Below are 25,532 nucleotides of genomic sequence, written 5' to 3'. Positions count from 1 at the left end.
TGGCTATATGCTTCGCATTGACTGCTGGGAAGCCGAAAAGGATTTAAAAACCACACCCAGATCAGACTGTGCATTGACTTCACTTGCAGTCGATGAACCACTTGAATATGCGAGATTATATCTTGAGGGCAATTTACAGATGTGGGTAGATGCAGAAGATTCATTAGAGTTATAAAATGCAAGCAGCCTGTATGCTTCATTACACACAGGCTGCTTAATCAAATTTATTATAATTGATGAAAAATCGGTTGCATTTTGTCAAAAGTACAAAACTTTTTGAAGCCAAGTGCTTTTAATTCCTGTTATGATACTGAGGATATCCCAGCAATACTTGCTATCCCTGATACCTTATTCTTTCTACCAGCGTTTCCTTTTTCAGATTACTGCTTAAAACACAGGAAAGCACAATTTGTAGAATACCAACCAGAAGAATCATAACAAGAATCGGGATAAGAGGAACGTGATAAACGTTCATTCCAAAAATCCTATTATGCTTCGCATAGGAAAACAGTGCATAGCCAAGAGGCAGACCGGCAGCAAGTGCGACGCAGATGGTGCCAACCGTAAAAATCAAGCCCTGTATTTGTAAGCTCAGATTCAACTGCTTATTGGTCATGCCTACCGCTTGCAGCACACCGTATTCCTGCTTCTTCGTGGTGATATTGATGATCATGGTGTTTGCCAGATTCATAAACCCAATGAGACCGACAATTGCCATGAACAGATAGCAGCCAAGCTTCATCATACGGCTTGCGTATTCTGCGGTTTGCAATTCTGCGTGATAGGTGTTCAGCTTGATATGAGAAGTATCGGAGAGCAGGTCATTCAGGCTTTGCTCTACAGATGCCACATCTTTTTTAGCACAATCCACCCACAGGTATCCATAAGATGTCCCTTTCGGATTTACAGAGCGGTATACTTCTTCCGGAATGACCAGATAAGTGTCCGCGCTTACAAAGGAGCCTGCGATTTTTCCATGATAGGTATAGGTTCCGCTTCCGTTATCAAAGTTGAATGTAATCGGTGCACCCGCAGAATACCCGTCAGCTTCCATCCACATGGACCAGCCAAAGAAAACATCCCCGTTTTTGACAGCCTGTGCATAGTCCATGGAACCGATATCGCCATCCCCGCGCATCATTTCAAAATCCTCTTGATTTACGATTGCAACCGGAAATTTTGTTCCGTTCAAATCTGCAGAGACGATTTCTCTCGTCAGTACATCCGTTACACCGGGGATGGATTTGATTTCTTTAATCAAAGAATCATTCAGTGGGTTGTTCTGTAGGATTGTGTCCAGATTATTCTCCGAATAGGCTTCATCATAATTCTGGGAATAATCCAGCTGCAACTCAAATTGTCCATGGTTGATTGCAATCCGCGCCTCGTGCTCCGTGTCAATATTCCCAACATAATTAGAGATAATTACAAACAATACACAGGAAAGCCCCATGGTAAGAATCGTAGCAATGGTTCTTTTCGGATTGCCTGTCACATTTGCCATTGCCATGGAGAAAACGGTGACATCTTTTCTGCCTTTTCGTCTGCCCTGTTTTTGCGTTTTGGAGCCGTCAAGATACCGTGTCGCTTCGATGGGTGAAATCCGAGAAACAATTTTCATGGGTTTGCGCAAAGCCAAAACGACCGTAAGAAACGATACAAAAATGCAGATGAGCATAATTGTCAGTGAAAACAGAGGCACCTGATGGTTCTTGATTCCGGACGATACCAGATTTCCCTGCTCCACCAGCCAGTTGAAGCTGACTTTTGCAATCAGGAAACCAAACAGCAGCCCCAGCGGTATCGAAGGAACCGCCAGAAGAATGCCCTCACGAAAGATCAACTGCTTCATCTGCTTTCTGGTTGCACCCAGCGCCTTGATTTTTCCGTACTCCTGAACCTTCTGGGCGATCCCGACCTGGAAGATATTATAAATGACCACAACGGAAAACAGCACGATTCCGAGGATCAGGGTTCCACAAACCACAATCATTTCATAGCTCGGCTGCAATACCCACTGCAGGTAGAGGTCATTGATGATCACGTTTTTCTGGTCAATGCCGCAGGAATCCGCGATTTCTTTTATAACAGGCGCAACATTATTCATAGATACATTTACAGAATCGCTCAAGGTAAAATAGATATTATATTGCCTGTCACCCTCCGCAACACGCTCATTATAAAAATCCTGCGAACCGAATACAACATAGGAAGCCTCGATGGTATATTCATCCCGGTCATATAAAATCCCGCTGACAGTAAATTCCACCGGTGCGTATTCCGACTGCATGCCGGAACGGTACTCCAATGTTACGGTGTCTCCGACCTTTACATCATGGTATCCCACTGCATCAAAGAAAGCGCGTCCTGCGGCAATTTCCTGCGCCTTTTCCGGATAGGTACCTTCCTTCAACACATATTCCTGATTATAGGGAAGCATTTTCCTGACCGTTTCATCCGCACTGACAAAGCCGCCATTTTCATTTCCTTTCAGGATGCCCTCCGTACACATGATGCCGATATCAGATATCTCAGCTCTGTGTTCCACTTCTTTTAATTGCGTACCATCTATGGCGATAAACAGGCCGTAGTTGCTTCCGTATGAGCTTGCCGCCTGACTTTTCTGTAAATGAATTACCCCATTTCCCACAGTACTGATGATAACAAGCAGCATCGTGGTCAGACAGATTGCCATCATGATCAGTATACTTCTTGTCCTGTTCCTTTTGTCATTGCTATATGCAATCCTGCCTATTGTCTTCATCTGAAATCCACCACCTGTCCGTCCTCAATCACCAGAATACGGTCAGCGACCTGTGCAATTTCGTCATCATGGGTAATCATTACAATTGTCTGTCCATATTTTTTTGCTGTCATCTTAAGCAGAGCGATTACCTCATCACTGGTCTTGGAATCAAGATTGCCTGTCGGCTCATCTGCAAATATAATTTCCGGACGATTCACCAGTGCTCTTGCAATTGCTACTCTCTGCTGCTGCCCTCCGGATAACTGATTTGGCAGATTATAAATCCGGTTTTTAATCCCCAGAGTTGCAATAATATCATTTACATACGCTTCATCCACTTTTCTTCCGTCCAGCCCCAGTGGCAGTACAATATTTTCCCACACATTGATGGAGGATACCAGATTGAATGCCTGAAAAACAAATCCGATTTTTCTTCTGCGGAAAACAGCAAGGGCATCTTCCTTCATCCTGTATAAATCTTTCCCTGCTAAAGTAACTCTGCCTTTTGTCGGGGTGTCTAGCCCTCCAAGCATATGAAGTAATGTACTTTTACCGGAACCTGACTTTCCAACAATTGCGACAAATTCTCCCCGCTCAATCTGAATGTCCACCTGATTGACCGCTTTGACCTGATTCTCACCTGCGCCATAAAACTTACAAAGCTGCTTGGTTTCTAATATCACACTCATGTGTTGCCTCCTTTTCATCTTACATCCAAATTGTATCAGGGCAATCTTTCATTTCACTTTCAAAAAACGAGCAGAAGTCTTACAGAATTGTAAGATTTCTGCTCCCTTAAAATTTAACCACCATATGATTAACTCCTATTAGGAAAACACACTGTCAAAGGGGTATGTAGCGGGGGTTAGCCCGCTACTGCGGGTTTTGTGGTGTTGATTTCAATGTATTCTGCTATGCGTCTAAATTCATCCGCAAACTTAAATCTCACACTAATGTTTCCATTCTCATAAACCTTGATATGGTCGATCAGCTCAACGAGAAGTTCCCGGGAAAGCTGGTCGATATTTTGATGTTTTGTAAAGGCCACCAATGCGGGATGCTCACTCTTTACACCGTTTGCCAGTTCCGCCCGTTCAGCGTTCAACCGGGCCAGCACATCCGTAAGAGCGATAATCTGTCGTTCATAATCGGCTTTCATATCCCGGTAGTCCTGCTGGGTAATTTCCCCGTCTTTCCAGTCTTGATAAAGGGACTGCTTGTAGCGGCTGATTTTTGCCAGTTCCCGCTCCTTCGCAGCAATCAGTTCTTCCAAACGGATGGACTGGCTCTTTTTGACCGGGGCGGTGTTAATGCTGGCAATCATTTCCGAGTATGAAACAGCCAGATGGACTTGCTGTTGTACCGCAAAGAGGACAGCGGCCTCCAGACGGTTATGCTTGATTGAGTGCATTGTGCAGGCTGTCCGGGAGCGGTTCTTGTAAGTGGAGCAGGCATAGTACACATTATTGTTGTTGCCTACGCTCCGGGTAATCGCCCGCCCGCAGTCAGCACATTTTAGAAAACCGCTGAACAGGTGGACTTCCCGGCCTTTTGGAGAAGTACGGGTATCACGCTGTAAAAGAGCCTGTACCTTATCAAAGGTTTCATAATCAATGATTGCCTCATGCGTACCAGCTACTTCCACCCATTCTTCACGGGGGACGCTTTCAACCTCGTGTACCTTATAGCTTTTTACCCGACTGCGGCCCTGCGCCAAATCCCCGGTATAGGTGGGGTTCGTAAGAATGGAGTGGATCATGCGGGCTCCCCACATAGGATCGTCATATCCTCTTGCTGAAACGGGTATGCCCTTTTGCAGTTTATAAGCCGAGGGGCTGGGTACGCCGTGTTCATTCAGATACAAAGCGATGGCCCGTTTCGATGTCCCTTTTAGAAACAAAGAGAAAATCAGTTTGACGATTTCAGCGGCATCGGGGTCGATGATCAACTGGTGCTTGTCCTTTGGGTGCTTTACATATCCATACGGAGCAAATGCGCCGATGTACTGCCCGTTGCGCCGCTTGTAATCAAATACCTGGCGGATCTTCTTTGAGGTCTGGTAGCAGTATTGATCGTTCATTACATTCGTAATCGGGACGATAATACTGGAAACGCTGTCCGGGTTGAGGTAACTGTCCACATTTTCAGCAAGACTGATAAAGCGGACACCCATCTGCACAAACAGGTTGTCAATCAGACTTCCCGCATCACTGTAATTTCTTGCAAAACGGGAAAGGTCTTTTACTACCACGCAGTTTATTTTCCCGCTCATTACATCGGAAAGGAGCCGCTGAAAATTCTCCCGGTTGGCATCCGTCCCCGTGTGTCCATCGTCTACATATTCGGAAACACTTTCAAATTCTCCGATATGCTTCTGGTAAAAGTCATTGAGCAGATCACGCTGGTTGATGACGCTGTTGCTGTCGTCCTTTCCCTTTTTCAAGTCCTCCTTGGAAAGCCGGATGTATTCGCCAAGCCGCCAGCGGCGGACGGTATAAGAGGGAGAGAAACTCTGTTGCAATCCTCTGTTTTTTGTTCGTGCCATTGTTCCTCCTTCCCTATCACATTACATCTATATTATACCTCTGCCCGGGCGGGACAACAAGGATGCCTCCGCCTCGGGACACTTTGTCTCGAAGTAGAAACGGGCCATAACCGAAGTTACAGCCCGCTTTTTTGCCGGAGCAGAAAGTCCGTCAGCGTCTCCTGCAAGGACGGCCCGCTTTCCGCAAATTCAATTTTCACACCGATCCCGCCGATGCAAAAGCAGTATGGATTTTCTACCGCCTGCAAAAACAGGGCGATCCGCTCCTCCCGGGGGAGAGAGGTGTCAAAGGCCATACCACTCACATCCGGCAGGGACTCGGGAGCCACTGCGCCGATGTCAACGCTTTTCATTTGTTCCAGTTCCTTTGCCGTTAATCTCACGGTAAAACCTCCTTATCAAAAATAGGATACGCCTCCCGCATATCGTAGGGAAACGCAAGAGGGCAGCACCCAAACGATGCTGCCCTCTTGCCTCACTCCATGTAAGTATAAAATAGAGAACGCCGCTCCCATTTTCTTGCCCTGTCCAAAGACAACCATACTCAGAGCGGCGTTCCCTCGCAGATAATGGGGCGGCCCGGAGGGACAGGCGGCCAGCCTGTCCTATGCCGGATCGTGGCCGTGGGGTGGCCCGGCCCAGTTGCGGCGTTGGTGTTGTTCGCTCGTTCTTCCGAAGAAAAAGTCACAGCGCACCCGCCGCCCGGCTCCCCGGACTATGCCCGGGGCCGCCGCTGTTTATCTGCGAAAAGAAGAATATCTCCTTTCATAAACCGAGACATTTTTTCATCATTTCCAAGTGGGGAAAATGAAAAAATCAAAAAGTTTTTTTCATACGCTCAAGGCCACGCTTGATCGACTGGCGGACAGACTCCTCATGTACGCCCTCGGCCTCGGCAATTTCCTTGATGCTCTTTCCGAGAATGATGTGGGCATCAATCCTGCGGCCCTGGATCTCCGGCAAAGAGTTGAGTGCATTCCACAGACGGATGAACAGCTCCATGCGTTCCAGAAGCTCTTGGGGTGTTGGCTCATGCAGGCAGGCGGAATATTCGATCCCGTCATCACAGTCCAGAGAATACTGCGCCTTATGCCGGGAGAGCCGCCGCTGGTAGGCCATTTCGTGCCGGGCATCGGCCACAAACACTTCGGCTACCTCGTCAGAAACCTCGATAAACTGATCCTGTGTGTACCAATAATAAAAATCCTTCAGATTGATTGTAGTCATAAATAAACCTCCGTTTCGGTGTTGGGTGGATGAGTGACCGAAACGGGGCTTGGCGGGGAGCGGCATCCTGGGGAGCCGCCCCGCACCTCGGGACAATTTGTCTCGAAGTACAAAAAAGCGCCCGCACAGCATGACGCTATGCAGACGCATGAAATTACATTATCATAATTGTACTGATATATTGTACCTTCATAGCTATACTGTCCCGGAGGGGGAGCTACGCTTTTTTTAGCTGGTGAAGGTCATGGGAATTGTGAGAAAGTAAGATGGACACGGCAACACCCTCCTATGGGCCGCCGTGGGGTTACTGAATATCCAAAGAGAAACGGCGGCTCTGAAATCAAAGCCGCCGCATACGGGCATGGATATATGTCTGCTGTACGACGGCTTTTTTTCTTTTGCCGTCGTGCGGCAGTTAAATGGTTTGTTTAGTTATGGCTTGCATTACCTATGGGCTGATTTCCAGACATTCCGGCCTGTGTATGCTCGTCAAATTCCTCTTGACTGTATTTCTCGATGCCAGTTAATGTTCCGTGATGTTCGCTGTTCAAGTGGCCGTAATCACGAACGGCATAAATGTCTATTGTACCAACGCCGCTTCCAAGCGTTCTCATTTCGCCTCGGAATTTTCCGCTGGTGAGACTTTCACCATTAGAAGTGAGAACATCCCGGAAATAGCGGACTTCCTCACCATTGAAATACCACTGATCTTTTTCGGCATCATAGGTTACTCCAAATGCCTCATACTCTGCAACGAACTTTGCAGTTTCGCTATCTTCAAGCGGCGTTCCTGCCATAGCAACGGATGTGCTGTTTTTCAACGCCTCAATATCCCGTGCGTCAAATTCCTGCTGGGTAAACTCTTTTAAGCCAATCAGCTTACCCGCCGGATCAACGGAGCCGTCAGCCGCTTTTGAAAAGCTCTCTAAATCCCGTACAGCATACACATCTACTGTGCCGTTTTCATTTAGAAAATCAATACCGGCGGTTTCATTGTTACCGATGGGATAATAGTCCTCAAACCAGCGAACCAAATTCCCGTTATAGGTAAGTTCATCTTTGACCGCATCATAGGTCATCCCATATTGTTCATAAGGTGCAAACATTTTTTCTTTGTCTGCGGCGGAAAGTGCCGAGCTATCCTCGCTGTTTCCAAGCGCCTCAGAGCTGCCAAGAGGTTGACTGATTTCTTCCTTGATAACGGGATTACCTTGTTCCTGGCTGTTCTGTGGTGTCGTGCTGCATCCAGCCAAACAGCCTAATAAGAGCATAGACGCAGCGCATAATGCCATTCTTCTCATAGTGTTTACCAATCCTTTCTTTGAATGTACCCCAAGTATAGCAAAGCATTTTGGGATACCTTTGGGATTAGTTTGTGATTTATGTGTAGTTAAAAAAAGCGGCAGGTTGTTCACCTGCCGTTGATTGTCCGCTAAATCGTGAAGAAGAATTTAACACCGTTTTCTGTGTTGCAAGCCTCACAATAGCTGTTATGTTGTTGTAAAATTCTTTGAACCATATAAAGCCCTAAGCCGCTACCGCCTGTTCTTCTACTGCGGGATTGCTCCATACGATAAAAAGCGTCAAACAATTTGGGAATATCATCTTCTGGTATATGTGTACCTGTGTTCTCTACGGAGAACAAAAAGCGTCCGTTGGTATTTTGCAAAATAATATCAACGCTTGCTCCATGCGGCGAATACTTTACAGCATTTGAAATCAAATTGGAGAACACCTTTTCAATCAGTAATTTGTTCCCATTGATAAAAGCGGAAGACTGTATAGCAAGATGTATTTGCAGTTCTTTTGTTGCCACTAAATCATCAATCTCCCTCAAATAGCCATGTATCATGGGAGCGCAATCAAAATGCTCCATTTTGAAATCAACATTGGTTTCCAGCCTTGAAATCGTTAATATTTCCTGCACCATCGTTTCAAGCGTAGCCGCAACTTCCAAGGATCGGGCAAGATACTTTTCGTGGTCTTTATATGCCCCTATACCCAATAGCATCCCCTCTAATTGACCCTTGATAATGGTGATAGGGGTTTTCAGTTCATGGGAAGCAGAAGAAAAGAAATCCTGTTGTGCCCGTTCCAGCACCTTTTGATGTTCAATATCCTTTTGGAGCTGGAGATTTGCACTTTGCAACTCCTCCAAGGTAGCAGACAGTTTCCGGGACAGCGTATTCAAGCTATTCTCCAGTACACCCAGCTCGTCAGAACGGCGTTCCTCAAGTTGCCATTCCAGCTTCATATCAGACATTTCTTTAGAAATCCGACTGATTTTTAATACCGGGTTTGTAATGATACGAGAATACACCCAAGCAGTTGCCAACGATACAAGGAGAATAACGCAAAACAAAATCGGTAATACGCTTACAAATGATTGCCGCAGTTCTGCGATTTGAGAGGCTTCTCCGTAAACTGTTAAAATATATTGGCTATTATCATCTGCAAATGAGAAGTAATAGCTGTTGGATATAATCGGCGCACTTTCATAAGATGCTCCGCCAAGAGCCTCCCCGGTGATCCCATCGTTAAAGCTATTTTGGTTAGACGGTGTTTCCACCAGAACACCATCAGCAGTATAAAGCTCCACCATGCTAATTGTTGTGTTTTGAAGAAACTGATCAAAAAGTCCGCCGCTATCCTGCATACGGATATGTTCTAATTCATAAATAAAGTCGCTGGTCTGTTCATCTAATGCCGCATTGAGATTGTTAGAATAGGTTTGAGGCATATACCAAGCCAAAACGCCATAGACAAGAAAGCTCACGCAGAGCAAAACTGCCACAGTCAGAATAAAGACTTTAGCAAACAGACTGCCTTTAATTCTCTTTATCAACTTTATATCCCACCCCTCTGATTGTTTGAATGAAATCTATTCCCAATTTTTTTCGTAGATTTTTGATATGGGTATCAACAACACGCTCGTCCCCATAAAAATCATATCGCCACAGCTTATCCAACAAGTTCTGCCGGGTCAATATCCGGCCCTGATGGGTCAGCAGTTCCCGCAGTATTTCAAATTCCTTTTGTGTCAGTTCAAAATTAGCTCCGTCCACTGTGGCGGTGTAGCCGTCACAGTTCAAACGCAAATTGCCATAAGTAATGATTTGATACTTTTCATCTGTTCCCCGGTTACTGCGCCGAAGTACAGCCGCAATTTTGCGGAGCAGGACAGGCATAGAAAACGGTTTTGTAATGTAGTCATCCACCTGCAAATCCAATCCTTTAATCTGATCTTCTTCTCCGCTTAATGCGGTTAGCATGATGATAGGAACATCAGATTGTTTGCGTATCAATTCACAGACACCGTAACCGTCAATTTTGGGGAGCATAATGTCCAACACAATCAAGTCATATCGTTCTCCCGCAAATAAAGATAGTGCCTCGACACCATCATTTGCAACAGCTACTTCATATCCTGCTTCTTGTAAAAAATTCTGTAAAAGTTCTTGAATATCAAAATCGTCCTCAACGACTAAAATCCTTTGCATAATAACACCTCCAAAGATAGCGTATCATAGATTTTTGTGATTAAAGTGTAGTTTTCAAATTTTCTTTCTGTTATTATACCTTGTCCGTGTAACATCGGCAACCTTGCCGACGGGCAATAAAATACTACTAAAACATAAAATCGTGTTTCGTTCTCATAGTCAAACCCGAAATGTAAAATAATATGGGGGTGATATGAGAATGTACCAAGACACCAGACGGCTTGACTTCCACGCATTAGGCCGGGAGATCAAGCGCAAGAGAGAGGCGAAAGGCTGGACACAGGAATACCTTGCACAGCTCGTAGACCGTACCCCTCGTTCCATCATGTATTTTGAGAACCGGGGCCAGCATCCAAGCCTGAACACCTTTTACCAAATCGTCACCCTGTTGGATATTTCCGTAGACCAGTTCTTTTATCCTGACAGGCAGAACGGCGAAAGCGACTGCCGCCAGCATATTGACAGGCTGCTCAATACAATGGACGAAAAGGAATTGACGGTCATGGAGGCCACAGCAGAGGGACTACAAAAAGCCAGAGAAACGGAGGTCAAGTAAAAAGGGCCTTCGTTTTTCTCGTTTTTAGGGGGCTTTTCGGGGGTGCCGCTAAATGGCAAGCAATTCGGGTGTGGCCACACTCCGAAATTTTCACAGGCCGCAGGCCCGTGAAAATGCTTGTTGGGGAGCTCCCCAAACCCGCTGGACTTCGGGACAAATTGTCCCAAAGTCCCGGCGCTATGCACCTGTTGTCTGCGGCCTGTCGCTATCGCTCCTGGGCCTTATTTTCCCGCTCGTCCGTCACGCCGAGCAGATGATCAATGTTCGCTTTGACCGCCACAGCCTGCCGCATATCCGCCTGTGCCTTGCGGTATTCCGCATAGAGGGCTTTTTTCTTTCCCGCCAATTTCTGGCGGGACTTTTTCATATCTGCCATCTTCGGTAGCTTTGCACCGTCCAAAAGCTCATTCATAGTGGCTCGGGCCGCCCGGTAAGCGGCAAGCTCCGCCTCATGCTCCGACAGATATTTTTTACTGTACCGGGCCGCCTTGTAACCGTCAAACACAGGCCGGGTTTTTGCGTAGTCCACAGTAGCCGCCATGAGCCCGGAGGTCTTTTCCAGCTCCGCCTCCGTTTGCCGCAATTCCTCGGACAGCGTGTGAAAACGCTCTACTGCCTTTTCTGTACTGGCCGCCAGCGCCTCATAGTCCATCAAATCATTTTCCCGCAGGTACTGGAGCGCAGCAGCCATCTGTTTCAGATTGTAAACCTTGGCCCACCGTTCATAGGCCGGTCCCTTGCCCTGTGCCATGCGCTCTTGAATGTCTATAATCAGATTAACACGCCGGGCAGGAGCCGGAGCCTCCTGCGGGAGCTCCAGGATCGGACGCTCCCCGGCAATCATAGCCCGGATGTCCTCGGGATCAAAACCATCCCCGAGGGTAGATGCCCGCAGGCGGGTGGGCTTATCCTGTCCGGGAGCAAGAAAGGAGATCACACCGCCACGGCCATGCTTTACCAGAAAGCCGGTCTCCTCCATGAGCCTCAGAAACGCCGGAAAATCGGCGGGCTGTTTTTGTAGAGACTCCACGATGGCCAGCCGCACCCGCTGTTTTGCAGAGGGCGGCTTTTCCCCAATCCATTGGCCATAATGGAGATACCGGCCCTTGCTGTGCTGTTTTGGATTTTGGATCACAGAGAGGTCATGCTCAATGCACACCCGGTCAGAGAGCCGCCGCAGGGCAAAGCTGGAGCCGATAAAATTATGGAACTTCTGAGAGCGGTCAAAGGCCGTTGAATTGAAATAAATGTGATTGTGGAGGTGGCTCTTGTCTGTGTGGGTGCAGACAAAAAACTGATACTTTCCCTTTGTCCAGCGCATGGCTGTTTCATAGCCGATCTGGTTGGCCTCCTCTGCTGTTACTTCGCCGGGTGGGAACGCCTGCCGGATTTGAAAAAACAGGGCTCCACGCTCTACGGCCCGGCCCATTTCCGCCTGGTACTGGCTCTTTACCAGCAGAAACTCAGCGGGAGCCGTGGCCGGATCGCAGAGGTATGAGGACAGGGCTCCCAGCTTTTTCGGATTAAGCCCATAGTTAAAGCGTTCCTCCATTGTCTGGACAGCGCCTTTCCCAGCCGCCACCTTGTAGGGCCGGATATAAGTTGTAGCCGTGAGCACACCTCCTTCCAAAAGAAAACGGCGGCTGTCCGTCCAGCCGCCGCAGGGGGCTTCGGGACAAATTGTCCCAAAGCGTTATCCTATGATAAAACTCTTTAGCGAGTAGTTGAGACTGTCCAGCTTGTCAATGAGCCACTCCGCCACAGCGGGCAGGCCGAAGGGCGAAACAGCAAAGGCGATCACAAGCCCCTGTATGCCCCAGCGATCCCCCGTGAATAAAGCAAACAGGGCTCCGATCAGACAGAGAAAGGACAGGGCGCAGAACACCCATGACGCAAAGGAAAAAGCAAAATTCAATACTGCCACAAGGAGCGTGAGGACCAGAACAAAGGGGGCCGCTAAAAGTTTCAGAATGATCCGCATCGCTTGATACCTCCTTGAAAAGTGTGGCTTATAGTTCCTTACATGATAATTATACCTCTGTCCGGGAGGGACAACAAGGATGCCTCCGGCTTTCAGCACCTCGGGACAAATTGTCCCAAAGTAGTGAAAACCGGGGAGCGGCATACGCCACTCCCCGGCAGGATCAGAGCTCCACTAATGCGGAGAGCTTTTTCAGCAGATCGGACAGCGGCCCCCACAGGGCGGCATAGTCCCGTTGCAGAGCGGCGATCTCCTCGGGGTAAATCCCACCGTAGGTATTCGCCTGGACCGCCACTTGATTGAGGTTGTTTGAGCACCGCCGCTGGAGCGATACCAGCTCCCGGACGGGCGAGAGGTCAACATGGAGCACATAGCCATTGAGGGCCATTTTCCGCATATAGGCCCCCATATTGCGGATGCCCGTCTCGGCCATGCGTTGTTGAATAAGGGCCTGCTCCTCCTCGGACACCATCACATGGAGATGGATCGGGCGACGGCGTTTCTTTGTCATCGTTCCTCCCGTTCCCGGCTCCGGCGCTTGTGGGGCGGTTCCTTAACCTTATCCAGCTCCTTTTCCTCCGGGGGTGGGGCCTGGTTATTGAGAACACCGTCCAGCATATTGTAATTGTGCTCGGTGGCGATCTCCGCACTTTTCATCGGGTTATATCTTTCTTCCATACAATTCCTCCTATCGGCCCCGGTCGGGGGCCTTTTTCTTATGGATGGGATCGCCCTGGCTGGCTTCGGCCAGAGCTCCGGCCTCTTTCATCTGCTGGGCAATCGAGAGGGGCCTGTCATCGTTTTTTCGGGATAATTCAGAAATGACGGGGGCAGGACGGAGCTCATAGTCAGACGCCTCCTTTTCGGTCAGCGGTCTTGTATAAGTCAGATGCCCCCATGCCAGAAATGCGCCGCCCTCCACCGGGATGCGACGGTCATAGTTGACGATCTCATCCGGGGCATTGTGGGGCGGTTTGGGGAATGTCCCGATGTCCACAGGCCGCTGGGTAGAGTAATATTTGTAAAGGCCGGGGGCCTCGGTCTGCACGATCCCCACATAGTAAAGCCGCTGATAGTCCTTTACCCGGTCTGAAAAATCCTGTTCCATAGCGGCCAGATCGTTGCCGTAATGTCCCCATTCATACTGCCGCTGGCCGTTCTTATCATCGTAACAGGCCCATGTGACATAGGGGGATGGAGCTGTGGGATGATGCCCCAGCGCAAAGCCCCTGCCATTTTCCAGCATCACAGCCTTCAAAATGGAATAGCCTTGATTTTTGTCCACAAATACACCTCCTTCATCGTGTCACATCCTTTTCCGTTTTCCGGGCAAAGGGCTGGAGCTGGTAAGGGCTCTGCCCATCCTCCGGGCGCAAAAATTCCATCCGGCCCGCCGCATAGATGGCATTTTTCGTAAGCTGTCTCTGCCATGCTCCCTGGCTGGGAGCCCACTTAAAACCGTTGCTTTTCAGTTCCCGCCGCTGTTCCTCCGATGGCTTTTCCTCAAAAAAGAGCTGCAAGCGGTTTTCTCCTTCGTTGATTTCCGCCCGTCCCCCGGGAAAGGCCCAGCCCGCATATTCCGACTGGCTTTTCAAATCCTCAATGCGCTGGCGTGTGCGGCGGATGTTGGCGTTGTTGTTGGTAAGCAGATAGGACGGATAGGGTACGGGATTTTTGCGCCAGTCGGATGCCATAGAGGACTGGAGCTTTCCAATTTCCTCGGCGGACAGGACGGGACAGCCCTCCAGCGTTTTATGCTTGCGGTAGTAGGCATTGACGGTTTTCATTTCCTCCTGCATGGCCTCCAGCCCTGCCAGCTTCGCCTCCAGCTTTTCCACGGCCCGGTCATCGTCTGCGCTGATCCCGCCCATACCTGTTGAGCGCACCTTATCCAGCAGGCCCTCGATCTGCATATATTCGCCCATATTCTTATCCCGGGCGGCGTTCTGCTTTTCCTTTTTCCGCACCGGGAAGTTGGAGCCTCCGGCGATGAGGATGGAGGGTACACGGGCATCTATGAGATTGCACTGGTTGATGTTCTCCGCCAGCTTGCGGGCATAGCGGTCTATGAGCCCGTCAATCTTTTCGTGGTACATGGGATCGACACGCCCTTTCTGCTGTTTCCCGAGGGTATAGGCCCGATCCACCATTTCACGGTAAGCGGCGGTGGCGGAGCCGGGAACATAGTCGGAAAAGCTGTTGGCGTTTTTGGCACGCCGGGCGGCCTCCTCATTGATGGGGTAATATTTCGGCATAATTCCTCCTCTCAGAAAGCGGGTACTTCGGGACAAATTGTCCCAAAGTCCCGCTGTATGGATGTTGACAGCATCGGGGCAAACGGGGCCATACCGTAGAATGATACGGCAGGCCAACGGAACGGCCCCGGAAAGCCTTGCTATAAGCGGGTTTTTCAGGCCCTAATTGTCAACGGATGCACCCCGCTTTTTCCGCATATATTCCCGTTGCTGGCGGCGGTGGGCTTTCTTTGCACAGGCCGCCGAACAGTACGCCTGCCGCCTGTCCGGGGGAACAGGCCCGCCGCATACCGGGCATATCTTAAAATCTGGCCTTGGGCCCTCGCTCATAAGAGCCACTTCCAGCGCCGGATCAAGGGGCAGGACGGACTCCCGGAAATAGCGGCAGTATGATCCCGTCCAGCATTTACCCAGCATATAGCAATCGCTATCCAGCGGCAGGCATCCGTATTCCCGGTCATAGTTGGCGCACCATGTTACCACAAGAGAGCGGATTGCTGTCTTTTCTTTGCGTGTCAGTTCACGGGACAATCCATCACCTCCCGCCAGCCTCGGCCTTCAAAAGCTCCTTGTAGCAGGACACACAGGCGATCCCCCACCAGTAACAGCAGCCATAACAAGCGGAGCCTCTGGGCGGACTGTTCTCAGCGGGAGCCTTGGGACGGGGTTTTTCTTTCATCATTCGTTCAAAGGGACTGCTGGTAAAATTCATCTGATTTCCTCCTTTTCTTCGGTTTCGTCCTCCTCGTCCCACGGGGGGCCGTCATCTTCAAACTCGTCATAGCCCGGGTACTCCCCGCCATCGTCCTTCTCGGGTTGGTCAGCCTGCTGGTGTTTCGGACGGTAAATCTTGAAATACCATGCGGCCCCGCCGCCGATGCCCATGACAGCCAGCACCAAAAGGATCATCCCGGCGTTGCCCGGCTTCTCGGGTTCCGGCTCCGGCTCCGGGGCAGGCTCGGGCTCCGGCTCTGCACCTACGCATTTCCCCATATTGACAGAGCATACCGGGCAGTCGGTATTGACAGCCCCCGCCGCACATTTCTCCGGACAGGAGCAGACCGCCTGTTCCACGCCAGCGGCCTCGGCTGCGGCCAGCAGATCTCCCTCATCCACAACGCTGAAAAAGTAGGTTTCATACTGTTCGCCTTCCTCGTCCACGGGCTTGTCGTAATCAATGACAATGTAAAAGGTATTGCCGCCGCTGGTCTGGACGGTAATAAACTGCTTGTTGGTGTGCTCGTCATAGAGCAGATCACGGGTTACAAGGTTTCCCTCCTCGGAAAATCCCTCGCCCGGCGTAATGGTCGGCTCCGGGGCCGGGGTTTCCATTGTGGGATCGCCGTAGTCCTCACCCTCGCCGCCATCTGCGTAGGCATAGGCGGGAACACTAAAGCCGCATAACAAAACAGCGGCACAAAGCGCCGCTGTCAAAACTCGAAACCGTTTCATATTCAGTTTTCCTCCTTTTCCTCATCCTCGGACTTCGGGACACTTTGTCCCAAAGCCCCGCCGCCTTTCAGCTTTTCAAACAGCAGGGGCAGCTCCGCAAGAGGGATGCTCATGCCACGCACGATGTCCACGATCTCGCTGTTTTCCGCCTCCAGCTTTTTCTGCTCCAGCTCCTTGAGCCGGGCCTGCTGTTCGCTGATTTTGGCCTTGACCTTATCAATCTCGGTCTGGATTTTCATGCTTTTTGCCGTTGCCATAAATGACCTCCAATCATGGTAAACGCCCGTAGGCGTAAAAATGAGACTGCCAGTAGCTTGTATTTAAGTTTGCATATCCGATGGGATCGCCACAATGGAGCATCCGCCCATCGCCTACATAAATCCCACAGTGGCTCACGCCCGGGGTATCATAGGTTCCCTTGAAAAACACAAGGTCGCCGGGCCTTGGGGAGCTGGTCGGGGTGCAGATGTTGTAAAGCCCCTGCGCCCCAAGGCGGCCCACATTCCAGCCGGAATGATTGATCACCCATGACACATAGCCGGAGCAGTCAAAGGATGTAGACGGGCTGGAGCCGCCCCACACATAGGGATAGCCGATGTATTTCTCTGCCTCCGAGAAAATAGCGGCGAATGTTTCATCGTCCAGATATTCCCCCGGAACCTCATAGCCCTCCGGCGGGTTGGTAATGTATTTGTCCACATAGGGGGAGTCGGGAAACAGGTCGGGACGGTTGCCGAGGGTGGACATATAGATGGAGTACCGGGACATCTGTTCTTCGCTCAACAGGGAAACAGGCAGGTGGGACAGGTTTTTGTTTTCCAGCGTCACATAGCAGATGTACCACGAATAGGGTTCATCGTCGCTGTCATAGCGTGTCTCCACCTCCACACGCTCCGTCAGAATATACTGGCGGTCAAAGAGCATTTGCAGGGAGTCCTCCACCTGTGAAAGCGTCCATTCCCCCTCATGGAGCGCCGACAGCAGGGAAATGAGCACATAGGGATCGTGTTCGATCTCATCCAGATCGAAGTGGTACTCGTCATAATCGTGGGTGCTTTCGTAGGTATCAAGGTAGGTTTGCAGTTCTGTCTCCAGCCCGGCATAAGCCGCCTCCGCCCCTAAAATCGCCTCATCCTCAGAGGGGTAAGTGGTGGCTCCCAGCGCCCCGGCTCCGGCGTTGCCGATGGACACCAGAGAGGACGAACAGGACTGGAGCAGGACGATCACAAGGACACAGGCCAGCGCCAGCAGGCATCCGACTGGATGGCGCTTTACAAACCCGGCGGCCCGGGCTGTCAGCTTTTCCGTGGCGGCGGCTGTTTTCCCGGCGGCTTTTGCGCTCTGTTTTGCGGCCTCCTTCGCCCGCTTCTGGTATTGCCTTCTAAGCCGCTGTTTCTGCCAGTACCGGGTAAAATAGTTTTTGGAAAGCTCCGGGTGCTCCTGTGCGGCGGTGTGGAAATGATAATCCGCCGCCGCTTTCTGATACCTGGCCTCGGCCCGGCTGGCCGCCCTTGCCGGATGCTCCCGGACTTTGCGTTTTACAAACCGGGAGCCATGCCGCAGGACAACCTCCCCGGCAAGCTCCGAGCGGTGGGCCCCTTCGGTTCCCACATTTTCCTGCTCCACCTCGTAGAGCTTGCCATGCACAAAGCCGTGAACGCCCCATCCGGCGGCTCCCGCCGCCTTACGGATCGGGCCTTTTTGTTTGGGCGGCTTCTGCTTTGCCAGCTTTTCCCGGGCGGCCTCCCGTTTTTCGCCCCGCTTTTCCATGCGGAGCTTGGATGCCGCCGCTTGTTCCTGCTGGCTTTTCTGCCGGAACTTCGTCGTCGCAAACTTCGCTTTAGCTCCTTTGGCGGCGTTGCCACCAAAATCCGCCCGCTCCGTTGCTCCTCCTCTCCCCACAAAGTCATCCGACTTTGCGGGGTTCCCCATCTTTGGGACACTTTGTCCCGAAGTGCCAGCCGCCCCGGGCTCCTGTTCAGAGCCAGCCCCAAAAGCAGAGCCGCCGGGCTCGGCAGCCCCGTTTCCGGGTTCGGTATGCGTTTGGGCCTCCGGGCGTGGTTTATTCGGTTTTCGCTTCATTCTTCATATCCTCCGGTCGGGTGGTTAAGAGGTCATAGATTTCCCCCTTCGGGAACCGATCCACAAACGGGATGGTCACATTCCCGTAAAACAGCAGGCCCTCGCCGGAATTAGAGTGGGTAATGTAGGAAAGCTGGTGCTCGGAAATACCGAGCTGTCTTGCCAAAATCGCCCGGTCACTCTGCGCCTGCGAGAGCAAAATCATAAAGTCGGTGTTATCCAGAATGTTCTCGATCTCCCGGCTGGCCAGAAGGTCTTTCACATTCTGCGTGAGGGCGCTGGGAACGCAGCCTTTCTTTCTCAGCATTTTCCACACCGCCACAAAATAGCTGGCGGTCAGCGGATCACGGAGCAGGACATGGAACTCATCGAAGTAGCACCATGTCGCCACGCCCTCCCGGAAGTTGGTATCTACCGCCTGGGACACAAATTCATTTGTGATGTGCATGGCGATCTTGCGGAGGTTTTCTCCCATGTTTTTCAGCACGATACACACCACCCGGCTGTCGGTTTTCACATTCGTGGGATGGTTAAACAGGTTGAGGGAGCCGGTGCAGTAGAGTTCAAGGGCAGTTGCCACACGCCGGGCCTCGGGCTCCGGCTGTTTCAAGAGCTCCTCGTACAAGTCCTGCAAAAGCGGGGTTTTTCCCGTATCAAGCCCAAGGGCCTGTTCCCGGTACACCAGCCGCACACAGCGGTCAACAACTGTTTTTTCGATGGGCTGTAAGCCTTCCTTTCCGCCTACCACCAGCTCACACAGGGAAAGCAGGAAATCCGCCTTCATGGAAAGAGGGCTCTCCCCGGCGGCCATGTTAAGCTCCACATCCATCGGGTTTAGGTGGTGGGGGCTGTCCGGGGCAATCTCGATCACCTGTCCGCCCAGCCTGCGAACCAGCGGGGCATATTCGCCCATCGGATCAACAATGATAATCCGATCCTGGGGAATGGTCAGAAAGACATTGAGCAGTTCCCGCTTTGCCGCAAAGGATTTTCCCGAGCCCGTAGAGCCGAGGTACATTCCGTTGGCCGACTTCAGCTTTTTGCGGTCAGCCATAATGACATTGTGGGAAAGGGCGTTCATGCCATAGTAGAGGGCCTGCCCGTCCATCCGCAGCTCCCTTGTCATAAAGGGGATAAAAATTGCCGTGGAGCTGGTTGTCATACCACGCTGGATCTCCACTTCGTTGTAGCCGAGGGCCAGCGAGGACACAAAGCCCTGCTCCTGTTGCCAGTCCAGCCGCTTGAGGGCGCAGTTGTATTTCTGTGCGATGCCGCCCACGGTAAACACATCATTTTCCAGCCGCTGGCGGGTAGGGGCCATATTGACTACCGTAAAAGTCAAAAGGAACATCCTCTCGTTGCGGGACTGGAGGTCGGCAAGGAGCTCCGCCGCATCCTTGGAAAAGGTAATGAGGTCGGGCGGGAGAATGTCGGGATCATACCCGGCCCGGACAGCCTTCCGCTGTTCCTCCACCTTCATTTTCCCGATGTCGGAGATTTTTCCCTTGATGGTTTTGATGGCCTTTAGCTGATCCACCGTCTGGATATGGAGGGTTACGGTCATTTCCGCATCCAGCTCCAGAATTTCTGCCAGCAGTTTATCCGAGAGCTCAGACGCTAAAATCTGCAAGTAGGAAACAGCGCCCCAATACTGGCTCACCCGAAACAGGCGGGAGTGCCGGAAGTCAAAGCTGTCCGGGGCGATATAGTCCTTGGTGCCGAGCCCCGTCTGCGGGATGTCCTTCCATGAAAAGCGGAACGGTTCCCGGTTGCCCGGATGCATCTGGCTGTGAAGCAGGGCCAGCCTTGCCCGCCCGTCCATCGGTTCACAGGGAACACCCAGCCGCTTAAAGTTGCCCATCACATCGGCCTCCACACGCTCCAGACGGGGCCGGGCCTCCACGATCCCTCCGGCTGGGATGCCGAAAGTAATGTACTTGGAGCGTTCAATCCCGTTGTTAGACCGGGCGATCTGATTTTTCAGCATCCCGGTAAATTCCTCCCGGACGCTGTTAAAATCATCATCCGCCTGGGGAATGTTTACCTTATAGCGGCTCCGGGAGTGGGAGCGGCGGTTGATAAAGGAAAGCTGGAACGGCAGGGAGCTGTCAAAGTAGTTGAGGAATGAGCTCCAGCCGCCAAAGATCGCAGTCTGATCCTCGGTGGATGCCACGGAATAATTGATGTCCTCATATTCCACGGTCTTTGTGTAGAGCCCGCCGGGGAGCTTGCATACCCCGTCCGGGTGCATCGCCACATAGGGGATCGTCTGCTGGGCGGACAGGGCCGCCCTGTTTTTAGCCTTTGCGGTTTTTCTTCCGCTGGTTTGATTTGCCTTTCGCAATCGCATCCTCCTTTCTCACAGCGCCCCGTCCGGCAAAGGGGGCGTAAATGTTTTGTGTCTGATAGGGCCTGACTCCGGGACGCAGAAACCGGGCCCGTATGATGTTTTTCAGCACCTTTTCCGCCGGGAGCCCGTCTTTTTCATACATGGCCAGAAGAAACGCCGGGAGCATCACGGTCAGCATAAGGAACATGGCCCCGGTATTACCGATAGAGCCCCGGGCCAGCAGATAGGACGGGATGCCTACCGCCGCCGCACAGCCAAAACAGATGAGCTGGCGCTTGGTAAGGTTTAGGGCCATTTTGGTTTTTACTTTTGACAGGTCGTTGGGTACATTCACATAGGGCATGGATCAGCCTCCTTTCCGGCTCCTTTAACCTCGGGACTCGTCGTCACAAACTCCGCTTGACTACCTCGGGACACTTTGTCCCGAAGTCCGTCCGCTCCGTTGTTCCTCCTCTCCCCACAAAATCGCTGATTTTGCGGGGGCCCCATGAGCCCAAAGTCCGGGATCGTGCTTTTCACTTCATTTCCCCACACCTCCCAGCCGGGCGGGGACTGTCTGGCAAAGAGCTCCACCCGGGGCAGGTCGCCCATAAGGGCCACGATCTTTTCCCGGGCCTCGTCCGGCTTTTTGCTGTGGGCTTCAATCGGGGAAATGATAAACTGATGGATATTTGCCGCCTGCCGTTTGGGATGGCCCCTGGTAGCCAGCAGGCAGATCTCCGCATTTCCCCTCGTCCAGAAGCCAAGGCCATAAAACCAACTGTCAGCCCTTTTATTCTTTTTCAGCCAGACAAAGGCCACCGACTTATAGCGGAAGCCCCACGCCTCTATGAGCCGCAGGGCCTCCGGGAGCTGGGGGAAAGTCGCCCACAAAAAAAGTGCGCTGTCCGGGGCGGCCAGATCAGCCACCGGGAGCGCACACAGCTCGTCAATCCCCATTGTGGGATAATGGTTTTCTGCCGCCCCCTGTACCTTACTGCGCTGGTACTGCCAAGGGGGATCAGCGTAAATGATAGAATAGTTTCCGATAGTCATACTCCTTTCTGCCCGGCTTTGACTGCCTCAGTAGCCAGCCGGATGCGTTCTGTAGCTGGGGCGTAAAAGGCCGGGGCGGTTTCAAAGCATACAAAGCGGCGGCCCGTATTGACAGCAGCCACAGCAGTCGTGCCGGAGCCAGCGCAGATGTCTGCCACTACCTCCCCGGGCCGGGTATAGGTTCTGATGAGATACTCGCACAGCTCCACGGGCTTTTGCGTAGGGTGGACGGTGCGCTGTACGGAAGAAAAGGCCAGCAGGTTTCCGGGGAAACGAAGGCCATCCTCTGATCCGCTGCTGGAACGCAGGAATTTTCCATAGTTGGGGCTGTTGTCCCCTGTCTGGGAAATTTTCTTATAGGGCTTGCCCTGTTCAAACTGCGGATCGTAATAGGGCAATTTTTGATAAAACACCAGAATGTTTTCCGTCCGCTTTAGGGGAGCCCGCCTTGCGTTGAGAAAGCCAGTACACCTGCTTTTGTACCACACCCATTCATAGCGGAGCATAGAGAGGTTGGATGCCCCCAGCACCTTATCATAGGGGCATTGTGCGAAAAACAGCACTGCGCCATCCGGCTTGACAGCCCACTTGACCGCCTCCCACAGCTCCGGGAGCGGGAGCGGCACATCCCAAAAGTTCCGGGTAGTGCCATAGGGCGGATCGGTAAGGAGCATATCAACCGAGTGCTTCGGCAAAGAGCGCAGCCCTTCAATCCCGTCCATCAAAAACAGCCCCTCCGGGCAGGCTGGAGACTTCGGGACAATTTGTCTCGAGGTCACATCACCTGTCATCCCGGGCCTCCTTCTTCTTTACTGGGGCAGTTCGGGCGGCATTTTCCTTCCCGGCCTCCCTTGCGGCCTGTGCCATCTGCTCCTTGATCGGGGTGGGGCGGACTGCCTCGGCCCGGGCGATGAGCTTTTCCACCGCTGAATGGTACGCCTGGGCTCCCGCCGCATTGAGCCGCTCCTGGGTGGCTCGGTCATTGATCCGCACTGTGGAGCGGTAGCCCGTCCTGCTGGTGGGATCGGGTTTGCTGGGAGCCCCGAGGAAAATTCCGTTCTTACCATCCACCACCTTGAAATCGTCAATCACTACACCGCCATAGTTGACGCTGGCAAAGCCGATGAGCTTGCCCTGGGGCTCAATCGGGCGAACCGTGACTTCGATGGGAACAGCGGCCTCCTGCAAAATTGCGTCCGTCCGCAGCTTAACTGCCTCGTCCACCGTCACGCCTTTTACCTCGGCCAGCTCCGCAATCGGCGCATCGAACAGCCAGCGCCGCTCCTCGGCGGCGATCTGTTCCGGGGTTAATATGACATCCTTATCCAAAATCGTTTCCTCCTTTCCCGGCCTCGGGACAAATTGTCCCGAAGTCCGTCCGTTTAATGCGCCCCGAAGATGCGCTGGGCGATGCCGCCTGTCTTAAACAGCATGAAGCACAAAAGAACCGTATAGCCCACGGTTCCCCATATCGCTCCAATCGGATCGCCGCCTGTGGCGATGCCCTGGATGAGCACCGCATAGATCGCAACACAGACCAGTATGAGCATCCCTTGAAAGCCCACGGCGAACAGGGATTTTAGGTAGTTCTGCCCTGTACCGCCCAGCTCCCGGTTGGAAAGCGTGGCAACGGGAAGGGGGGCCAGACTGGTCATTAAATATATTTCAATCATTCTTCCGTACACCAGAACAAAAATGATGATCCCCATGATCTGCATGGTCAGCCCGATCACAGAGGACTGGAGCCACAGGCCAAGGAGCGGCCCCAATTCCATGCCCTCCAGCGTGGTTTCCAGCTCCGCCAGCATATCCGGCGTAATGTCGGTGGAGCCCTGAATGAGCCCCGCCGCATCCGCAATCACGCTCTGCGACACATCGAACACCGCCATGACAATATCAAAGGTGTTGGAAAGAATGAGGATGGCACAAGCGGTTTTGAATACCCATTTGTAGATATTCGCCACATCAAACTCGTGCATATTGTTCTTTTCCAAAAGCATCTGTATCAGCTCGTAGGTGGCAACAAAGGTCAGCACCAATCCGGCAATCGGCAGGATCACCGTTTCGGAAAGCTGGCGGATAAGGGAGAAAACCCCGGCGTTCCATGCCGCCGGGGTAGTCCCTACCTGTACCGCAATCTCTCCGACTTTGGCATTGACGGTATCAAAGAGCCCTTCGAGGTTCCCCATGATACCGCTGATCAACAGCTCTTTCAGCCAGTTCGTGAGCCAGTCGGTGAGAAAATCCATAAGCCCTCCTTAGAACAAGCCAGACAGCAGGGGGATCAGCGTGGTTCCCAAAAGGATGATGCCGCCGCCAGCCATGAGCTGTTTTATCCCCAATTAGGTGTAAAAACTCTGCTCGATGGCGGGCGGCGGCGTACAAAAAATCTATATGGTGTTTTTAAGAGAACCGTCCCGGCGGGACAGGTCAGGCAGTGACCTGTTCCACCTCCGGGATGGGTTTGAGATTAAAATGAATTTCGATAGAAATATGTCTTGTTTTATCTTCGTCAATGCGCTCATGCACGACGATTTCTTTGATTAAGCGGTTGAGGGTGGCTGCGTCCAGCTCTGTGATGTTGGCGTATTCCTGAATGGCTTCCACCCATTGTTTTGCGTCATTGGCAAGCTGGACTTCATCGGACAGCCGCTTTCTGCCCTCGGACACTTTTGTTTTAAGCTCCGTCTGCTCGGTCTGTGTCTTTTCCAGCATGGTGTTGAAATTCTGTTCACTGATACGCCCTGCAATCATATCCTCATAAAGCCGCATTACCATTTTGTCCAGAACCTCAATCCGTTCCTCGTCCCTTGTAAGGGAGCGTTCCATTGCTTCCCGCTGTTCCCGCTGCTCGGCTTCACAGGTATTGGTCAGGCGGTCGGCAACCGCTTCCCCGTCCATCAGGGCAGCTTTGGCACATTCCCGGATTTTCCGCAGCACATGGCTGTAAAGGGTGTCATAGTCAATCCGATGCTGGGTGCAGTGGTTCTTTCCAAAGGCATTGTAGGTCTTGCAGGAATAAATCTGCTGAGGATGTTTTGCGTTTGTGTAGCGTACCGTCAGCGACTTCCCACACTCGCCGCATTTTATCAGTCCGGCAAACAGGCTGATTTCATTGGTCTGCCCCGGACGCTGGCGGGATTTCAGCTTATTCTGCACAATGTCAAAGCTCATGCGGTCAATCAGCGGTTCATGCTGTCCCTCCACCACAATCCAGTCCTCCGGCTTCTTTTCCCCAATCGTGCCGATTTTGAAGCGGTAGTCCTTTTTCTGGGAAGCAATCGCCCCGGTGTAGACGGGATTCATCAAAAGATCTTTGATAACGGAGAAGTCCCACATATACCGCCCATTTTCCGGGTCTTTCTTTTCCCATTTGGTGCGGGTATTGCGAAGCCCCCGTTCCCGGTTCCACCATGTGGGGCAGGGGATTTTTTCTTCCTCCAGCCGTCTGCGGATATAGTTCGGACCATGACCGTTCAGGGCATATCCGAAAATCAGTCGCACAATCGGGGCGGTTTCCTCGTCAATGAGCAGATGGTTTTTGTCCTCCGGGTCTTTCCGATACCCAAACGGGGCAAGACACCCGGTAAACTGTCCTTTCTGCGCTTTCAGAAGATAAGAGGAATGGACTTTCTTGGAAATATCCTTGCTGTACATCTCGTTCAGGATATTCTTGAACGGGGCAATATCGTTGTTATCCCGCAGGGTGTCGATACCGTCATTCATGGCGATATAGCGGACACCGTTTCTTGGGAAAAAGTCCTCAATCAAATGCCCGGTTTGCAGATAGTTCCGCCCCAGTC

Annotated in this window: 27 protein-coding genes and 2 pseudogenes; 2 read left to right on the top strand and 27 right to left on the bottom strand. The window is 51.8% G+C overall.

Going from position 1 to position 25,532, the window contains the following annotated elements; genetic code table 11:
- Position 1 precedes the first annotated feature (1 nt).
- Positions 2 to 175: pseudogene (locus OCV63_RS09940) on the top strand (DUF6061 family protein); the annotation flags it as partial.
- Positions 176 to 334: 159 nt separating this feature from the next.
- Here the strand turns inward: OCV63_RS09940 and OCV63_RS09935 are convergent.
- From OCV63_RS09935 to OCV63_RS09900, 8 genes are all read right to left on the bottom strand, one after another.
- On the bottom strand, positions 335 to 2,764 hold the full coding sequence (locus OCV63_RS09935) for an ABC transporter permease (protein ID WP_158363671.1): 2,430 nt from the start codon (positions 2,762 to 2,764) through the stop codon (positions 335 to 337).
- Positions 2,761 to 3,435 carry an ABC transporter ATP-binding protein gene (locus OCV63_RS09930; RefSeq protein WP_158363670.1) on the bottom strand — a complete coding sequence of 225 codons (675 nt, stop codon included), beginning with the start codon at positions 3,433 to 3,435 and terminating at the stop codon, positions 2,761 to 2,763. Before OCV63_RS09930 ends, OCV63_RS09935 begins: the two co-directional genes overlap by 4 nt.
- A 176-nt stretch (positions 3,436 to 3,611) precedes the next feature.
- Positions 3,612 to 5,291 (bottom strand): recombinase family protein, encoded by a 1,680-nt coding sequence (locus tag OCV63_RS09925; protein ID WP_158363669.1) that lies wholly within the window; start codon positions 5,289 to 5,291, stop codon positions 3,612 to 3,614.
- A 116-nt stretch (positions 5,292 to 5,407) separates the two neighbouring features.
- Positions 5,408 to 5,674 (bottom strand): DUF6870 family protein, encoded by a 267-nt coding sequence (locus tag OCV63_RS09920; RefSeq protein ID WP_158363668.1) that lies wholly within the window; start codon positions 5,672 to 5,674, stop codon positions 5,408 to 5,410.
- Positions 5,675 to 6,107: 433 nt separating this feature from the next.
- Entirely contained in the window at positions 6,108 to 6,518 is a 411-nt protein-coding gene (locus OCV63_RS09915; protein WP_118013838.1) for an RNA polymerase sigma factor, read from the bottom strand.
- A gap of 428 nt (positions 6,519 to 6,946) precedes the next feature.
- The gene (locus OCV63_RS09910) at positions 6,947 to 7,819 is read right to left on the bottom strand and encodes a hypothetical protein (RefSeq protein WP_262670779.1); all 873 of its coding nucleotides are present in this window, start codon (positions 7,817 to 7,819) and stop codon (positions 6,947 to 6,949) included.
- Between the two features lie 131 nt (positions 7,820 to 7,950).
- On the bottom strand, positions 7,951 to 9,363 hold the full coding sequence (locus OCV63_RS09905) for a sensor histidine kinase (RefSeq protein ID WP_158363666.1): 1,413 nt from the start codon (positions 9,361 to 9,363) through the stop codon (positions 7,951 to 7,953).
- Positions 9,347 to 10,018, bottom strand: a complete 672-nt coding sequence (locus OCV63_RS09900; RefSeq protein ID WP_118686821.1) for a response regulator transcription factor — start codon at positions 10,016 to 10,018, stop codon at positions 9,347 to 9,349. Before OCV63_RS09900 ends, OCV63_RS09905 begins: the two co-directional genes overlap by 17 nt.
- A 199-nt stretch (positions 10,019 to 10,217) precedes the next feature.
- Between OCV63_RS09900 and OCV63_RS09895 the strand changes: the two genes are divergently transcribed.
- Positions 10,218 to 10,574, top strand: coding sequence for a helix-turn-helix transcriptional regulator (locus OCV63_RS09895; RefSeq protein ID WP_025579572.1), 357 nt, complete (start codon positions 10,218 to 10,220; stop codon positions 10,572 to 10,574).
- A gap of 205 nt (positions 10,575 to 10,779) precedes the next feature.
- On the opposite strand, the gene OCV63_RS09890 is transcribed toward OCV63_RS09895, so the two are convergent.
- The 19 genes and pseudogenes from OCV63_RS09890 to OCV63_RS09800 all read right to left on the bottom strand — a co-directional run.
- Positions 10,780 to 12,126: a relaxase/mobilization nuclease domain-containing protein gene (locus tag OCV63_RS09890; protein WP_158363760.1), complete on the bottom strand. Its 1,347-nt coding sequence runs from the start codon at positions 12,124 to 12,126 to the stop codon at positions 10,780 to 10,782.
- Positions 12,127 to 12,267: 141 nt separating this feature from the next.
- Positions 12,268 to 12,555, bottom strand: a complete 288-nt coding sequence (locus OCV63_RS09885) for a CD1845 family protein (RefSeq protein WP_158363665.1) — start codon at positions 12,553 to 12,555, stop codon at positions 12,268 to 12,270.
- Between the two features lie 163 nt (positions 12,556 to 12,718).
- On the bottom strand, positions 12,719 to 13,066 hold the full coding sequence (locus OCV63_RS09880) for a plasmid mobilization protein (RefSeq protein WP_158363664.1): 348 nt from the start codon (positions 13,064 to 13,066) through the stop codon (positions 12,719 to 12,721).
- Positions 13,063 to 13,233 (bottom strand): DUF4316 domain-containing protein, encoded by a 171-nt coding sequence (locus OCV63_RS09875; protein ID WP_005933602.1) that lies wholly within the window; start codon positions 13,231 to 13,233, stop codon positions 13,063 to 13,065. The genes OCV63_RS09880 and OCV63_RS09875 overlap by 4 nt, the downstream gene beginning before the upstream one ends.
- A 10-nt stretch (positions 13,234 to 13,243) precedes the next feature.
- Positions 13,244 to 13,840 (bottom strand): defense against restriction DarA-related protein, encoded by a 597-nt coding sequence (locus OCV63_RS09870; RefSeq protein WP_158363663.1) that lies wholly within the window; start codon positions 13,838 to 13,840, stop codon positions 13,244 to 13,246.
- A gap of 13 nt (positions 13,841 to 13,853) precedes the next feature.
- Positions 13,854 to 14,810, bottom strand: a complete 957-nt coding sequence (locus OCV63_RS09865; RefSeq protein WP_158363662.1) for a hypothetical protein — start codon at positions 14,808 to 14,810, stop codon at positions 13,854 to 13,856.
- Between the two features lie 162 nt (positions 14,811 to 14,972).
- Positions 14,973 to 15,341, bottom strand: a complete 369-nt coding sequence (locus OCV63_RS09860) for a cysteine-rich VLP domain-containing protein (protein ID WP_005933611.1) — start codon at positions 15,339 to 15,341, stop codon at positions 14,973 to 14,975.
- A 4-nt stretch (positions 15,342 to 15,345) separates the two neighbouring features.
- A complete protein-coding gene (locus OCV63_RS09855) occupies positions 15,346 to 15,522 on the bottom strand; it encodes a hypothetical protein (RefSeq protein WP_262670778.1) in 177 nt (58 codons plus the stop codon).
- Positions 15,519 to 16,262 carry a DUF4366 domain-containing protein gene (locus OCV63_RS09850; protein WP_158363661.1) on the bottom strand — a complete coding sequence of 248 codons (744 nt, stop codon included), beginning with the start codon at positions 16,260 to 16,262 and terminating at the stop codon, positions 15,519 to 15,521. The genes OCV63_RS09855 and OCV63_RS09850 overlap by 4 nt, the downstream gene beginning before the upstream one ends.
- A gap of 2 nt (positions 16,263 to 16,264) precedes the next feature.
- Positions 16,265 to 16,519: a DUF4315 family protein gene (locus OCV63_RS09845; RefSeq protein WP_158363660.1), complete on the bottom strand. Its 255-nt coding sequence runs from the start codon at positions 16,517 to 16,519 to the stop codon at positions 16,265 to 16,267.
- Between the two features lie 13 nt (positions 16,520 to 16,532).
- Positions 16,533 to 18,344 (bottom strand): C40 family peptidase, encoded by a 1,812-nt coding sequence (locus OCV63_RS09840; protein ID WP_158363659.1) that lies wholly within the window; start codon positions 18,342 to 18,344, stop codon positions 16,533 to 16,535.
- Positions 18,325 to 20,694, bottom strand: coding sequence for a VirB4-like conjugal transfer ATPase, CD1110 family (locus OCV63_RS09835; RefSeq protein WP_334308308.1), 2,370 nt, complete (start codon positions 20,692 to 20,694; stop codon positions 18,325 to 18,327). Before OCV63_RS09835 ends, OCV63_RS09840 begins: the two co-directional genes overlap by 20 nt.
- Positions 20,642 to 21,037, bottom strand: coding sequence for a PrgI family protein (locus tag OCV63_RS09830; protein WP_158363658.1), 396 nt, complete (start codon positions 21,035 to 21,037; stop codon positions 20,642 to 20,644). Before OCV63_RS09830 ends, OCV63_RS09835 begins: the two co-directional genes overlap by 53 nt.
- Positions 21,025 to 21,729: an MT-A70 family methyltransferase gene (locus OCV63_RS09825; protein WP_470365369.1), complete on the bottom strand. Its 705-nt coding sequence runs from the start codon at positions 21,727 to 21,729 to the stop codon at positions 21,025 to 21,027. Before OCV63_RS09825 ends, OCV63_RS09830 begins: the two co-directional genes overlap by 13 nt.
- The gene (locus OCV63_RS09820) at positions 21,726 to 22,520 is read right to left on the bottom strand and encodes a DNA-methyltransferase (protein WP_158363657.1); all 795 of its coding nucleotides are present in this window, start codon (positions 22,518 to 22,520) and stop codon (positions 21,726 to 21,728) included. Before OCV63_RS09820 ends, OCV63_RS09825 begins: the two co-directional genes overlap by 4 nt.
- A complete protein-coding gene (locus tag OCV63_RS09815) occupies positions 22,510 to 23,058 on the bottom strand; it encodes a septation protein SpoVG family protein (protein ID WP_158363656.1) in 549 nt (182 codons plus the stop codon). The genes OCV63_RS09820 and OCV63_RS09815 overlap by 11 nt, the downstream gene beginning before the upstream one ends.
- 53 nt (positions 23,059 to 23,111) lie before the next feature.
- Positions 23,112 to 23,978, bottom strand: coding sequence for a VirB6/TrbL-like conjugal transfer protein, CD1112 family (locus OCV63_RS09810; RefSeq protein WP_158363655.1), 867 nt, complete (start codon positions 23,976 to 23,978; stop codon positions 23,112 to 23,114).
- A 9-nt stretch (positions 23,979 to 23,987) separates the two neighbouring features.
- A pseudogene (locus OCV63_RS09805) lies at positions 23,988 to 24,068 on the bottom strand (Maff2 family mobile element protein); the annotation flags it as partial.
- Between the two features lie 91 nt (positions 24,069 to 24,159).
- Positions 24,160 to 25,532: recombinase family protein (locus OCV63_RS09800; RefSeq protein ID WP_158363654.1), on the bottom strand; the 1,373-nt coding region annotated here is incomplete at its 5' end.

This window comes from Laedolimicola ammoniilytica, assembly GCF_025567165.1.
Taxonomy (GTDB): Bacteria; Bacillota; Clostridia; order Lachnospirales; family Lachnospiraceae; genus Laedolimicola; species Laedolimicola ammoniilytica.
This window is presented reverse-complemented; position numbering and strand designations above follow the sequence as displayed.

Coding starts and splice junctions, on each gene's coding strand:
- OCV63_RS09840 (WP_158363659.1), bottom strand. CDS start 18,344: ATGAAGCGAAAACCGAATAAACCACGCCCGGAGGCCCAAACGCATACC.
- OCV63_RS09825 (WP_470365369.1), bottom strand. CDS start 21,729: ATGACTATCGGAAACTATTCTATCATTTACGCTGATCCCCCTTGGCAG.
- OCV63_RS09820 (WP_158363657.1), bottom strand. CDS start 22,520: ATGACAGGTGATGTGACCTCGAGACAAATTGTCCCGAAGTCTCCAGCC.
- OCV63_RS09925 (WP_158363669.1), bottom strand. CDS start 5,291: ATGGCACGAACAAAAAACAGAGGATTGCAACAGAGTTTCTCTCCCTCT.
- OCV63_RS09810 (WP_158363655.1), bottom strand. CDS start 23,978: ATGGATTTTCTCACCGACTGGCTCACGAACTGGCTGAAAGAGCTGTTG.
- OCV63_RS09830 (WP_158363658.1), bottom strand. CDS start 21,037: ATGCCCTATGTGAATGTACCCAACGACCTGTCAAAAGTAAAAACCAAA.
- OCV63_RS09915 (WP_118013838.1), bottom strand. CDS start 6,518: ATGACTACAATCAATCTGAAGGATTTTTATTATTGGTACACACAGGAT.
- OCV63_RS09850 (WP_158363661.1), bottom strand. CDS start 16,262: ATGAAACGGTTTCGAGTTTTGACAGCGGCGCTTTGTGCCGCTGTTTTG.
- OCV63_RS09910 (WP_262670779.1), bottom strand. CDS start 7,819: ATGAGAAGAATGGCATTATGCGCTGCGTCTATGCTCTTATTAGGCTGT.
- OCV63_RS09895 (WP_025579572.1), top strand. CDS start 10,218: ATGTACCAAGACACCAGACGGCTTGACTTCCACGCATTAGGCCGGGAG.
- OCV63_RS09865 (WP_158363662.1), bottom strand. CDS start 14,810: ATGCCGAAATATTACCCCATCAATGAGGAGGCCGCCCGGCGTGCCAAA.
- OCV63_RS09890 (WP_158363760.1), bottom strand. CDS start 12,126: ATGGAGGAACGCTTTAACTATGGGCTTAATCCGAAAAAGCTGGGAGCC.
- OCV63_RS09880 (WP_158363664.1), bottom strand. CDS start 13,066: ATGACAAAGAAACGCCGTCGCCCGATCCATCTCCATGTGATGGTGTCC.
- OCV63_RS09930 (WP_158363670.1), bottom strand. CDS start 3,435: ATGAGTGTGATATTAGAAACCAAGCAGCTTTGTAAGTTTTATGGCGCA.
- OCV63_RS09935 (WP_158363671.1), bottom strand. CDS start 2,764: ATGAAGACAATAGGCAGGATTGCATATAGCAATGACAAAAGGAACAGG.
- OCV63_RS09875 (WP_005933602.1), bottom strand. CDS start 13,233: ATGGAAGAAAGATATAACCCGATGAAAAGTGCGGAGATCGCCACCGAG.
- OCV63_RS09885 (WP_158363665.1), bottom strand. CDS start 12,555: ATGCGGATCATTCTGAAACTTTTAGCGGCCCCCTTTGTTCTGGTCCTC.
- OCV63_RS09855 (WP_262670778.1), bottom strand. CDS start 15,522: ATGAATTTTACCAGCAGTCCCTTTGAACGAATGATGAAAGAAAAACCC.
- OCV63_RS09835 (WP_334308308.1), bottom strand. CDS start 20,694: ATGCGATTGCGAAAGGCAAATCAAACCAGCGGAAGAAAAACCGCAAAG.
- OCV63_RS09845 (WP_158363660.1), bottom strand. CDS start 16,519: ATGGCAACGGCAAAAAGCATGAAAATCCAGACCGAGATTGATAAGGTC.
- OCV63_RS09900 (WP_118686821.1), bottom strand. CDS start 10,018: ATGCAAAGGATTTTAGTCGTTGAGGACGATTTTGATATTCAAGAACTT.